General features: G+C 54.9%; 10 protein-coding genes and 1 pseudogene. 2 read left to right on the forward strand and 9 right to left on the reverse strand.

What is annotated here, in order from left to right; genetic code table 11:
• Positions 1–71: 71 nt before the first annotated feature.
• On the forward strand, positions 72–983 hold the full coding sequence (locus PHF15_RS11750) for a LysR family transcriptional regulator (protein ID WP_300121362.1): 912 nt from the start codon (positions 72–74) through the stop codon (positions 981–983).
• Between the two features lie 257 nt (positions 984–1,240).
• Here the strand turns inward: PHF15_RS11750 and PHF15_RS11755 are convergent, their stop codons facing one another.
• From PHF15_RS11755 to PHF15_RS11760, 3 genes are all read right to left on the reverse strand, one after another.
• A complete protein-coding gene (locus PHF15_RS11755; protein ID WP_300121363.1) occupies positions 1,241–2,422 on the reverse strand; it encodes a thiolase family protein in 1,182 nt (393 codons plus the stop codon).
• Positions 2,419–2,817 (reverse strand): OB-fold domain-containing protein, encoded by a 399-nt coding sequence (locus PHF15_RS16975; RefSeq protein ID WP_366520608.1) that lies wholly within the window; start codon positions 2,815–2,817, stop codon positions 2,419–2,421. The genes PHF15_RS11755 and PHF15_RS16975 overlap by 4 nt, the downstream gene beginning before the upstream one ends.
• Before the next feature lie 147 nt (positions 2,818–2,964).
• Positions 2,965–3,588, reverse strand: coding sequence for a TetR/AcrR family transcriptional regulator (locus PHF15_RS11760; RefSeq protein ID WP_300121364.1), 624 nt, complete (start codon positions 3,586–3,588; stop codon positions 2,965–2,967).
• Between the two features lie 105 nt (positions 3,589–3,693).
• Between PHF15_RS11760 and PHF15_RS11765 the strand changes: the two are divergent.
• A pseudogene (locus tag PHF15_RS11765) lies at positions 3,694–4,673 on the forward strand (IS1595 family transposase).
• A gap of 142 nt (positions 4,674–4,815) precedes the next feature.
• Here PHF15_RS11765 and PHF15_RS11770 read toward each other — a convergent pair.
• The 6 genes from PHF15_RS11770 to PHF15_RS11795 form a co-directional block, all read right to left on the reverse strand.
• The gene (locus tag PHF15_RS11770; RefSeq protein WP_300121366.1) at positions 4,816–5,616 is read right to left on the reverse strand and encodes an enoyl-CoA hydratase-related protein; all 801 of its coding nucleotides are present in this window, start codon (positions 5,614–5,616) and stop codon (positions 4,816–4,818) included.
• Positions 5,609–6,676 (reverse strand): acyl-CoA dehydrogenase family protein, encoded by a 1,068-nt coding sequence (locus PHF15_RS11775; RefSeq protein ID WP_300121367.1) that lies wholly within the window; start codon positions 6,674–6,676, stop codon positions 5,609–5,611. The genes PHF15_RS11770 and PHF15_RS11775 overlap by 8 nt, the downstream gene beginning before the upstream one ends.
• A 35-nt stretch (positions 6,677–6,711) precedes the next feature.
• Positions 6,712–7,893: an acyl-CoA dehydrogenase family protein gene (locus tag PHF15_RS11780; protein WP_300121368.1), complete on the reverse strand. Its 1,182-nt coding sequence runs from the start codon at positions 7,891–7,893 to the stop codon at positions 6,712–6,714.
• A gap of 76 nt (positions 7,894–7,969) precedes the next feature.
• A complete protein-coding gene (locus PHF15_RS11785) occupies positions 7,970–8,944 on the reverse strand; it encodes a hydroxymethylglutaryl-CoA lyase (protein ID WP_300121369.1) in 975 nt (324 codons plus the stop codon).
• On the reverse strand, positions 8,941–10,944 hold the full coding sequence (locus PHF15_RS11790; protein ID WP_300121370.1) for a biotin carboxylase N-terminal domain-containing protein: 2,004 nt from the start codon (positions 10,942–10,944) through the stop codon (positions 8,941–8,943). The genes PHF15_RS11785 and PHF15_RS11790 overlap by 4 nt, the downstream gene beginning before the upstream one ends.
• Positions 10,945–10,951: 7 nt before the next feature.
• The gene (locus PHF15_RS11795) at positions 10,952–12,559 is read right to left on the reverse strand and encodes a carboxyl transferase domain-containing protein (RefSeq protein WP_300121371.1); all 1,608 of its coding nucleotides are present in this window, start codon (positions 12,557–12,559) and stop codon (positions 10,952–10,954) included.
• Between the last annotated feature and the right edge of the window lie 34 nt (positions 12,560–12,593).

The following is a 12,593-nucleotide window of genomic DNA, read 5'->3' on the forward strand; positions in this document are numbered from 1 at the left end:
TGGTCGAGAACAACGCAGCACGTGAAGGCATTTGTTACACTTATCTAGATCAACTTCTAGAGTGATCACCTTTGAACCTTGAATCGCTGAAACTGTTTGTTCAACTCGCCGAATTGGGTAGCATGACTAAGGTGGCGTTTGCGCAGGACTGTATTCAGTCTGTGATAAGTCGCCGTGTCACGGCACTCGAACGTGAATGCGGTGCGAAGCTATTTTATCGAACAGGTCGTGGTGTAGCACTGACCGATTTTGCCGAAACAATGCTCCCGCGTATTAAGGCACTACTTGCGGAAGCGGAGCAAATATCAAAGGAAATGAAGGCCGGCGCTGGAATACCAATTGGTGAAGTTCGTATTGGTCTTTTGCCGTCACTTTCCACCCCGACGATTCAAACGTTATTTAGGCGTACCCATGAACGTTTTCCTGGTGTCCTGCTGCATATTTTTGAAGGCTCAAACGGACAAATCGATGAATGGCTAAACTCTGGTCGAGTCGACATTGGAATTCTTTTTCGTTATGGGGGATCGGTCGCTAACCAAGAACAAGTGCTCGGAGTTGTCGACACCTATCTCGTGGGCAGAGCCGGTGATCGGCTAACTTCAAAACCGACAATTGAATTTGATAAGCTTTCTGATGTGCCACTTGTTTTGCCCGGTGCCCCAAATGGGTTACGTTTGACACTAGAGCAGTTCTCAAAACGAGCTCACATTAATCTTCGCATTGTGATGGAAGCCGACTCGTTGCCGCTTCAGAAGGAATTCGCTGCAAGCGGCTGCGCTTACGCGGTACTGGGCGGACATGCGATTAGTCGGGAGGTCAATGCTGGTATTTTGCAAGCTTCACGAATTATTGATGCCAAGTTGGGGCGAACTGTGGTTTTGGCCACGACCACACAACGACCACTGTCACATGCTGGAAGAGAAGTCGGGAAGGAACTCCGGCTCATTCTTGATGATTTGTTTGCAAACAAGACTTTTAAGTAACGTGGCGGATGTTGCTACGCAAAGTTGACCCCTTGCCAAACTCCAAACTTGGCCCGCCACTGACTTAAGCGATGCTCGGTAAGGTCCTCAGCACGCTGGTGTCCCACAAGCCTGTATAGCAACGCCGAAGCTCTTCGACCAATTCAGTATTGACCCGAGGCATCGGTTCGCAGTAGACGGCATCGGTTAAATACGCAAATATGAGCGCGCCAAGTTTTCCCAAAAATGTGATGGTATTGTGTAGCGCCTCAATTGGTTTACTGGCGAACTAGGAGTGCGGCGGACGCGACTGGCCCACCACCATTGGTCACAAGCGCTACCCGTGGCTGGTTCGGGACTTGTCGTTCGCCACCTAAATTCCGCAGTTGGACGCACGCTTCGTGCAACAAGCCCATTCCGTGCAACCGCCCGAACGACAGCTGACCGCCTGAAGTATTAATGGGAAGCTCACCGTCAAGCGCGATACGATGGCCCCCTTCCACGAATGCCGCCGCCTCGCCACGGCTGCAGAAGCCCATGTCTTCGAGCCAGAGAAGCGCCAAGAAACTGAACCCGTCATAGAGCTGCGCAACATCCACATCCCGAGGACGCAGATCGGTCCGACTCCATAGGCGCTTCGCCGCATCAGCAGCCGCAAATCGCGTCAAATCTGACTGCTGATCCCAAGTATCGCGCTGGTAGAGAGGACCGCTAATCGCCTCGATATGTATGGGCGTCGCATTTCCATCTCGTGCTGTGTCGACATGAGAAACTACCATTGCGACTGAGCCATCTATGGGAACATCACAATCGTAGAGGCACAGCGGCGTGGAAATCATCCGAGACTCGAGATATTCTTCCATCGTCAGTGGTGTCCGATAGACCGCATTGGGTGTCCGGACCGCGTTACGTCTACCATTTAAAGCAATCCAGGCGAGCTGCTCGCGGGTCATACCGTACTCGTGAGCGTAACGTGAGGCAATTAGTCCTACCCAGTTAGCTGCGGACGGGGCACCAAATGGAGCGCGCCATTGCATTCCCCCTTCCACCCGAGACAATGAGCCATTGCTCGAAACATCAGCCCGGGCAGACGCTTCGGTGACGGTGCGAAAAACAAGCACATGCCTTGCCTGACCAGAAGCCACGGCCATGCAAGCATTGATCAGCGCCGACATCTGTGTCGAATCAGATGACGCGCCATACCAGTTCAAATTCAGACGCAATGCCTCTTTCAGATCCATCGTCAACACAGGTGATGCACCCGGCGCCACCGCATAGCCAGATCCAGTGGAGACGCCATCAATTTCGTTTCGATCAAGCCCGGCGTCGCCAATTGCCTGAAGGGCTGCCTCAATTGTCAGATCAAGCGCGCCTCGGCCAAGCCTTCGGCCGATAGCAGACTGTCCTATGCCAGAGATAATGGCACAACGTTCGGGAATTTCCATGGTTTCTTCTTTCAAGCCGGCGTGAAAAGCGGCAACCAAACGTCCTCGCACTCCTCGAAGAGCACACGAACAGGCATCCCAATCCGAAGCTCCTCGACTGATGCACCCACAATATTGGTTGTTAGGCGAACCCCGGGGCAATCATTAAGACTAACGATTGCCACGATATACGGCACAACCTCATCAGGGATCCAGGCTTGATGATTGACCGTGAATGCTTCAACCACTCCGTGATCCGAAACAGGTTGAGGTCTCAAATCCAGGCCCAAGCAATCCGGACAAATCGGCGCGGGAGGATGAATCCAAGAGCTGCATGCGCAACAACGCAGAATGCAAAGGTGCCGATCTCGACCCGCCGTCCAGAACGAAGTGTTCAACGGCGTTAGCACCGGAAGGGTTCGAATACCCATTCTGAGTCTCCTTGTAAGAGCAAATAAACTGACGCGCTGCCTAATGTAGAGTAGCCGCCTGCGAAAAGCGCCAAAAATCAGACCATTCGGTCTATTACAAGAAACCAAAATAGCCGCTCTCGATAGAGTGCGGCGCTCTGCCTCCAGTCAAGTCGCAGAGTGCTTTGCCTTCTCTCCAACGACATTCAAGAAGCCATCCAAAAAGAGCCGCCCCACCATCGTGTACAACTCTGCCGGAGATACCGATCCGGCCCGCTTGTACCAGAGCTCAACCCAATTCATCATACCGATCAGCAAGAGGCTGTAGATTCGGCGTTCGCCCGGTCCCACCCGTCCGTTGATCTTGACAAGGACATTAGTAACCAAATCCAACAAGGTTTTTTCAAGCTTGACCTGCTTGGCTTTCTGTCGGGGTGTCAAATGCCTCACCTCGACCATGCCAACTACATGCCTAGATCGAACTTCATCCGATGGCTCCAGCCATAACTGAACAAAGTGGCGGAAGAACTCCTCATTGCTTAAGTTGACCTCGTCGCGGAGTTGGGCTTCCACCAACTTGATAAGTCGAGTCACATGACTCTGCAAGATGGCAAAAAGAATGTCTTCCTTTTTCTTGAAATAGTGATACAACATCGACTTGGAAACACCGCAACTCTCTGCGATCTGCTCCATCTTTGTCCCCATGTAGCCATGATCTGCGAACAAGGCAGACGCAAGATCGAGAATATTGTCTCTTTTTTCTAGGTAATCATCTGCACGAATTCTTGGCATAGTCTCTTTCTTAGTCTCGATTAGCAACAATTTTCTACCAATCTTACCTTGCAAACTTGTGAGGACGTATTACGCACGCACCGTTCATTTTCAATGGGTAGCATCATGGCGATGAATCATATTCAGTTTCAACCAGTCAAGTCGATGCAGGAGTTCTTCAAGCATTTTTTGCCGAAACGTTTTACTCTGTTGCGCTGGTGAGTGCTCAATGACCCGATGGTTTTCGCTGTACTGACTGCAGTGGTACAGAACACTGCGTCTTGTGTACCGGTAGCCACAAAGTCTTTCCGTGCAATGCCTATCGGCATAAAACTTCGCTGATCGCAGGTGACGTTTTTCATTCTACCAAACTGCCTCTGACAACATGGTGTCTGGCAATTTACCTCATCACCCAGACCAAGACGGGCTTGTCGTCTCTCTTGCTCAAACGTCAATTGGGAGTGGCCGACCCAACGGCCTGGCTGGTACAACACACACTGATTCAAGCCATGACCGAGCGTGAATCCCGTTATGCGCTCAGTGGCAAAGTCCAAGTTGATGATACTTATTTGGGTGGCGAGCGCAGTGACGGCAAGGTTGGGCGCAACTCTGAAGACAAGATTGCCTTTGTAGCGGCCATCTCTTGCAGCGATAAAGACCACGCATTGCACATCAAGCTCATCACGGTGTCGGGCATCAAGCTCAAAACCATAGCGAAGTGGGCCTGTGAAAATCTTGTCGCCAGTAGCACCGTCTACTTTGATGGCTTGGCTTGCCTTGGAGCTGTGACGCAGGCGGGTTGTTCCCATGAAAGCACCTTCGTGGCCTAGCATAAACTTAAGAATGGGCCGCAGTTGCAGTGCGTTACCACCGTGCTGGGATACCTCAAAACCAGTTTGAGCGGCATTTACCACAGCTTTAGTTTTAGTTTTAGTTTTAGTTTTAGTTTTAGAAAATACGTAGAGCAGTACCTTGGCGCCTTTGTCTACCGACTCAACCGCAGATTCGATCTCGATAGATTGGCCCGACGCCTGCTGGCAGCGAATGTACAGTGCGTTCCGCATTCCAAGCACTCGATTCGGGTGATAGTTGAAGATCATTGCTAATCAGGTTCTTATTGTGAAAACAGTTATCGAACCTCTTCAGGCTGAGGCGACCCCCTTAAACCAGGGCTTTCGCCAGGGCCTGCAAACGTCAGTGATACAAAGAATCCCGTCTTCACAACACCGGGACACAGTACGAGGGGTTTTAAACACCCCTCCAGATCGGTGCACGTTTTTCCGCAAAGGCTCTTGCGCCTTCTTGGGCATCGTCGCTTTCGTAAGCCTCTCGGTAGATGTGCCAAGCCATTTCCAATCCCGTGTCACATCCCACGCTCATCGCCGTCAACAATGCACGTTTGCCTGCCTGAACCGACAAAGGAGCGTTGTCTCGAATCGCAACCGCCAGTTTCATCGCTCGATCCCGAACGGCGTCCGGAGTCTCTTCGAGGTAATTGATGAAGCCTAACTGGCGAAATCTCTCGATCTCCATCAACTCCGCAGTAAGCACCATCTCCATAACAACGGGCTGAGGCAACATCCACAGCAGGGGCATCCCCCATGGTGAACCTCGTCCGATTTTCGACTCGGTAATTCCGATCTTGGTACCGGATAGGCCCACACGTAAATCACAGTTGAGGCTCATCAGCATGCCCCCCGCTATCAAATGACCGGTCATTGCCGCAACGATCGGAACTCTGACCCGTCGCATGCGAAAGTGAAACGGATCCTTGAAAAAGGTCAGGATATCCTTTCCAGTCTCCTGTTTGACTCGGCTGGTTTCCTTCAAGTCCATTCCTGCACAGAAAGTGCCGCAATCACTAGATGTCAATATCGCCACGCGAACGTCTTTGTCCGCATCAATGCGTTCCCAGGCCTGGTACAGACCATTCATGGCCGCAATCGACAACGCGTTTCGTTGCTTGGGTCGGTTCAGCGTCACCGTCGCGATACCATCTTTGACGGCGAACAGGACCGCTTCTTCTTCCACTTGGATTGGCTCAGTCATTTAGCACTCCTTGTTTGAACATCTCGAACAACCTCTCACTCTGGATTCGGCCAGACCCACAGGAGGCCGCTAACCGGTAGACACGGCGCATCAAAATATGCAAGTGGTACTCATTCGTGTACCCGATTGCGCCATGCAGCTGCAAAGAACTGTCGGCAACCGCCTTGCCGGCACGCCCGGCATATAGCTTGGCGGCGCAGACGGCCGCATCCGCATCGCACTCGCCCGCGTCCAACGCCGCAGCGGCGAACTCGATCGAAGCCGTCATGGCCTCCACACTCACCAGGTTGTCAGCGATAGCATGCTTCAGCACCTGGTTCGCGCCCAGAACCTGGCCAAACTGAGATCGAGTTAGGAGATACTCCTGCGTCATTTTCACCAGAGACCGACAAGCACCGGCAATCTCTGCGGCTGCCAGCAAGGCGACCCGCTGCCGCAAGAAGGCTGAACTATCCGATGTTGATGCGACCGCGCCGGTCAAGGGAAGAGCAGCGACTTGGTCGAATGTCAGATCATCCAGGCAATAATCGGTCTCGACGGATTCACGTCTGCGCCTAGTAACACCTGGGTTGCCCAGATCAACCACCAATAGGACGCTGCCCATTTCCTGTCGCGCCTCGATCAACGCCCTACCTGCGACCTGTGGAAAAGACACCAAGGGGCATGATCCGCTCAACCTTCCCCCCTCGAACACGGGTAACTCCGATAGCTTAGGGGAGGCCGTCGATAGCGTAATGATGCCCCCTGAATCCGCATCTGCGGTATAACCCACGCTGAGCATTGTTGCGTGGGTGGCCAGGGCTTCGAGCACAGGAAAGGGCAATGCGCTAGCGCCAGCTTCTAGTGCCACAATCGCCTGCACCTGAGGCGAGACCATGAAAGCCTCATCAGCGCTGGTGCCGAATAACCCGAGATCTTGCAGTGCCTGCCCCACGACGGCGCTGTCAATCCTGCTACCGTTCCGCTGGCGCTTTTCAGTATCGGCGGCTTTGAGGTCTTTAAACAATCGCTGCACCGTTTCGCTAACCATACGGTGCTCTTGGGAAACCACATTAAACATGTCAATTCCTATTTTTTTGGGTGAACAGCGGCGGATCAACGTCCCCGAGGCATTCCGAGCAAGCGCTCGGAGATGATGTCTTTCTGGATTTCGGAGGTTCCGGCAAAGATGGTTTCCGCCCTGGAATGGAGGTATACAGGCAAGAATCGCTCACAATCTAGATCGTCGGTCGGTGGAAACCAATGTTCTTCTCCCAGGATCTCGGCGATGATACTGGTCGAGTCCTGGTGGAAATGACTCCAGCACTGCTTGAGGATACTTGCCTCTGGACCCACTTGCTCGCCCGCTACGATGCGGCTAACGAATCGAACATTCAGAGCGCGAAGTACGAGCAACTGGCTATACGCCCGTGCGATCGACTGCCTCAGCGCATCTGACTCGTCCAATTCGGGCCGACGAGCCAATGCAGAACGGTAGGCGTGTTGCAGCTCATGGACATACCTAGTCTGCCGATACAGGCGGGTGGTCGCCCGCTCAATCGCCAACACGGCACCCGATACACGCCAACCCTCCCCAACCGGTCCGATCGTGTTTGCCACAGGAACGACCACGTCGTCGAAGAAAAGTTCGTTGAAGTCCCAGACGCCATCGAGTTGCTGAATCCCGCGCCGAGTGATCCCAGGCGTACTCATCGGAACCGCAATCATCGTGATGCCTTGGTGCTTCTTTTCCTCGGATGAGGTGCGCACCAGCATGAGGCACATGTCAGCATGCTGGGCGTAGCTTGTCCAAATTTTCTGCCCGTTGATCACCCAATTGCCGTTGCTCTCCACGGCACGAGTCTTGAGCGCCGTGAGATCCGACCCCGCCTGCGGCTCGGAAAACCCCTGACACCAGATATCCGTGCAGGCCGCGATCCGTGGCAAATAGTGTTTCTTTTGCGACTCAGTGCCGGCATGCAATAGGACACCCGCAACCAGTTCGCGGCCGATCGCATTAATCCCCTCGGGGGCACCAACACGACCACACTCCTCTCCAAAGATGAAATGCTCCACCAATGTGAGTCCGTGACCACCGTAGGCTGTCGGCCAATGCAAGCCTGCAAAGCCGGCTGTGTAGACGCTGTTCTCCCACTCCCGCAAAAGCGCGCCCCGACGGCCATCGTCAATTGACGGACTGAAGTGCCCATTCTTCCAATTGACTGGAAGATTATATTTCAGCCATTCACGCAGGCGGAGTCGAAACGCCTGCTGTTCCTCTGTCAACAGAAAGTTCACGGTATATTCCTAAAAAGTAATCGATGAATCAGCTCGAATCGAGGTCCTTGCGGTGACAATTTTGACGCCGTGCCTCTCATCCACAACCTGCGGCAGTGGCACTGCCCTTCCGGTTCGGAAGCCCGGCATGCATCAGCTTGCCGGCGAGTGGGCGCCTGAACACACGCTCGGCCACTGTCGCGGCTTCGAGCAGGGCATTCAGGTCGATCCCGGTTTCGATGCCCATCTCGTGGCACATGTGGACCATGTCCTCGGTACACACATTCCCGGCGCCTTGGACGTTCGCATGTGCGGCGAACGGACAACCGCCCAGCCCGGCAATGGAACTGTCGAACATGTCGACCCCCATCTGCAGCGCAGCGTAGACGTTCGCTGCACCCATCCCGCGGGTATCGTGGAGGTGCAAACCGATCTGCACCTCGCTGTCGAGGTCACGCACCGCGCCGATGCGCCGCTTGACCTCCTCGGGATCGGCCCAACCGACGGTGTCAGCAAGAAATATCCTCGGGGTCGGAATCTTATGTTCAAGGGCAAGGGCAATGATGTGTTTCGCTGCCGCGACAGTGTCCGAAATGGGAACTTCCCCCTGCAGGTTGCAGCCAAATGCCGTGACAATATAGGCCGATTCGATCGGCGCATTGGCGTCCTGGTAAAGGCCGATCCACTTTTCTTGGCGCTCCTGCATTTCCCGAGCAGTGCAGTTGTTGTTGCGCAGACTAAGGGCATCGGTGGTATAGAACATCAAGTAGGCACTAATGTCTACCTGTGGCGTGGACTGGGCCTTGCGGAAGCCGGTTTCGTTGAGCCAGAGCGCGGTGTAGCGTACACCGTCGCGCTTCTTTATTCCCTTGAAAACCTCATCTATGTCGGCCATAGTCGGCACCGCCTTGGCGCTGACGAACGATCCGACTTGAACCTGGCTCAATCCGGATGCCGACAGGGCATTAATCAGATCCACGCGATCCTGTACAGAGTACAACTGTTTTTCAATCTGGAAGCCCTCGCGCGGGCCTTCCTCATGAAAATGCACAAATTTTGGTAAGTCACTCATGGCACCTCTCCGGTTACGGGTTGAATTTCGATCAGGGTTTGATTGCGCTCGACCACATCGCCAACCCGACAGCCGACAGTTGTCACCACGCCATCCATGGAAGCGACTAAGGCCATCTCCATCTTCATGGATTCCTCGATAACAAGTACGTCTGATTTTCTAACTCTGTCACCGACCTGAACACTTACTTTGAGGATCGTGCCCATCATCGGCGCGAGCAACTTCCCTTCGATTGACTGAGAACCGGCTTCGAGTTTGAGGAAAGGGACAAGTTGCAACAAATGTCGACCGGAGGGAACATGCATGGTGATGACATCAGCGCGTCGGTCTATCTGGGCCACGATCACCCGCTGTCCGACGGCCGCCACGTAGCGCCCCCCCCCTTCAGCCTGCAGGATTTGAACCTTGACTGGTGTCCCATCGACCGACAGGTCCAGTAGGTTACGCTGGCCGTGCCCAAACCGCACCGGTAGGACCAGGTTACCTGAGGTCTTTAGTGACAGTACCGGTGGCCCCTCCGGCGCAGCCCCATCGTCGTAAGCCCACCAAGCCAGAGGCCCTCTGGACGACCAAAGCCCGAGGCCGTTGTCGCCGCTCCCATCCGCCCAGAGCAAGGCAGCAGCCAAGCCCACCTCTTCATGAGTCGGGCTCGTGGGCGTGATCAGAGAATCGATCTCGCGATCAATGTAGCGGTTGTCTGCCGTTCCCGCCCGCACAGGCCCGGTTTCGAGCAAACGCAATAGAAAGGAAATGTTTGTTTCCACGCCTGCGATCACGGTCTGTCGGAGGGCCATCAGGCTGCGCTCGATAGCCTCATCCCGATCGGCACCGCGGGAAATCAGCTTGGCGATCATCGCATCGTAATATGGGCTGATGACCGAACCGCTCTCGACCGCGGTTTCCACCCGTGGCCCCTCGGGAAATTTGACGCAAGTCAATGTACCGGTTGACGGAGCAAAGCCTGCACCAGGATCCTCCGCGTACACCCGTAGCTGTACGGCATGCCCCCTAGCGACCACATCCTCCTGTTTGACGGGGAGTTGTCCGTCCATAGCGATACGCAATTGGAGTTCCACCAAGTCGAGGCCTGTAATCTCCTCAGTCACCGTATGCTCAACCTGCAACCTGGGGTTGCACTCCAGGAAATGATGAACACCGTCCGCGACCAGAAACTCCACCGTACCGAGGTTGGCATAGTGGACGGACTCCGCCAGGCGGACAGCGTCTCGGATGATTCGCTGCTTTAGCATTTCGTCGATACCGACGGCCGGAGCTTCTTCGACCACCTTTTGAAAGCGGCGCTGCAGCGAACACTCGCGCTCGAATAGATGGATCGCATTGCCGCGTCCGTCACCGGCGACCTGCACCTCTATATGGCGCGCCGAGGCGATGAACTCCTCGACGATCAAATCAGCACGGCCAAATGAAGTGCGAGCTTCACGCATCGCCGATTGGATGTTTTCTGCCAACCCATCGAGTTCCCGGATAATGCGCACGCCACGTCCACCGCCACCTGCAGCAGCTTTTAACACCACGGGGAGCTTGAGTTCTGTCCGTATCAGCCGCTCGATCTCTGCCGGGTCGTCCGAACTACCCTCGCTACCACCGATGACCGGCACGCCGGCCACACGTGCTTCTTTCTTGGCGGCCCATTTGTCACCAAAACGACGCAAGATATCGGCCGACGGCCCGATAAAAAGCAACCCTGCCCGGGACACTGCCTCGGCAAAGGCCGGATCCTCTGACAAGAAGCCGATCCCTGGATGAATAGCATCCGCCCCCACAGCGTGGGCAGCCGCCAACACCGCATCGATATTCAAGTAGCTCTGGGTAGACGGTGCCGGGCCGATCTCGATGGACTCTCCCACCGTCCGCACATGGACGCTATTGCGGTCGGCGACCGAATGCACAGTGGCGGTCACGATACCCATTCGGCGGCAGGTGCGCTCGATGCGACAAACGATCTCGCCGCGATTGGCAATTAACAGTTTCTTGATCACGTCTTCCTCACATTCTGAATACGCCGAAGCGTGTTTCACGCGCAGCTTGGCGGGCGGCAAGATCCAAGGCCAATCCAAGTACGGCCCTGGTCTCGACCGGATCGACAACATCATCTATCCAGAGATTGCTTGCAAAGTTATAGATGCTCTGAAAAGATTCGAACTGAGCCCGGATTGGTTCTTTGAACGCCTCCTCCTCTTCCGCGGACCAGGTAGCGCCTTCGCGCTCCCGCTTCTGCCGCTGCACCATTGCTAGTGTGATGGCCGCCTGTTCCGGCCCCATCAGCGCGGCCTTACCGTTGGGCCAACCCAGGGCCAGATCGGGCTCGAAGTGCCGACTGCACATGGCCAGGTGCCCCGCACCGTAGGACCCACCTATCACCACATTGAACTTGGGCACTTCGGCCGAAGACATAGCAGTGATCATCTTGGCACCCGCCTTCGCGATTCCACTTCGCTCGGCCGCAGTTCCCACCATGAAACCGGAGATGTCGGCCAAAAATACCAGCGGAATTTGCCTCTTACAACACAGGTCAATGAAGTGCGTCGCCTTCAGCGCACTTTCGGTAAACAGCACGCCGTTGTTGGCAATGATTCCAACCTCAAACCCATGAATGCGCGCGAAGCCACACAGAAGGGTATCCCCATAATCTCGCTTGAATTCATCAAACCAACTGTCGTCGACCAAACGCGCGATGACCTCGCGGTTGTCCGTTGGCACTCGCGGATCTGCACTCACGATTCCGTACAGTTCTTGCGGGTCGTAGCGCGGAGGCACCACAGCGCTCGGTGGGCGAAGGTAGGTCGGGTAATCAGGCAAGGTTGACACTAGATTTCGGGCGATCGCGAGCGCATGGTTGTCGTTTTCGGCAAGGTAGTCCGTTACGCCGCTTTGCCGGGAATGCATGACGGCTCCCCCAAGCGTCTCCCGATCGACGGTTTCACCAGTGGCGGCAAATGTTATCTCTGGCCCACCCAGGAACATGTAGCCCTGATTTCTTACAATGATCGACTGGTCGCACAAAGACGGCACATAAGCGCCACCCGCGGTGCACGCGCCATGAACAACCGCGATCTGAGCCAGACCTTGGGCCGACTGACGGACGATCTGATGGAACACCGTTCCATAACGCCCTTCAACCGGAAAGACCTCGTGCATTTCCGGCAGAAAGGCACCACCGGAATCCACCAGCGTTATCGTCGGCAGCCGGTACTGAAGCGCAACCTGCTGAGCTCGCACGTGCTTTTTCGACGTCATGCCATGGTAGGTTCCACCCTTCACAACCGAGTCATTGGCAATGATCATGCACGGTTTGCCGTTTATAACCCCAATACCCGTAATGATGCCAGCTCCGAGTGGCGCAGCGCCGGAAGCACCGCCTCCGGCCAGCATCGAAAGCTCAAGAAAAGGTGAGCCCAGATCGAGTAAAGCTCGCACGCGGTCCCGCGGCAGCAGCTTGCCGGAGCTGACATGCCGATCGCGCGACATCGGCGTACCACTTTCGACAGCCTCGCGTCGACGCAACCGTAACTCTTCGAGTAGCTCGCGATAGTGATTATCGTTTTGCCGAAAGACCTCTGACGAGCTCGACACCATCGAGTGAATAGTTCCCATACTGCATGTCCCTTTCTCAGACAAATTGAACCTG

This window comes from Rhodoferax sp. (genome assembly GCF_028689295.1).
Classification (GTDB): Bacteria; Pseudomonadota; Gammaproteobacteria; order Burkholderiales; family Burkholderiaceae_C; genus Rhodoferax.

Excerpts from the sequence above, each read along its gene's own strand:
- PHF15_RS11785 (WP_300121369.1), bottom strand. The coding sequence starts at position 8,944 with ATGAGTGACTTACCAAAATTTGTGCATTTTCATGAGGAAGGCCCGCGC.
- PHF15_RS11775 (WP_300121367.1), bottom strand. The coding sequence starts at position 6,676 with ATGTTTAATGTGGTTTCCCAAGAGCACCGTATGGTTAGCGAAACGGTG.
- PHF15_RS11795 (WP_300121371.1), bottom strand. The coding sequence starts at position 12,559 with ATGGGAACTATTCACTCGATGGTGTCGAGCTCGTCAGAGGTCTTTCGG.
- PHF15_RS11770 (WP_300121366.1), bottom strand. The coding sequence starts at position 5,616 with ATGACTGAGCCAATCCAAGTGGAAGAAGAAGCGGTCCTGTTCGCCGTC.
- PHF15_RS16975 (WP_366520608.1), bottom strand. The coding sequence starts at position 2,817 with ATGGGTATTCGAACCCTTCCGGTGCTAACGCCGTTGAACACTTCGTTC.
- PHF15_RS11760 (WP_300121364.1), bottom strand. The coding sequence starts at position 3,588 with ATGCCAAGAATTCGTGCAGATGATTACCTAGAAAAAAGAGACAATATT.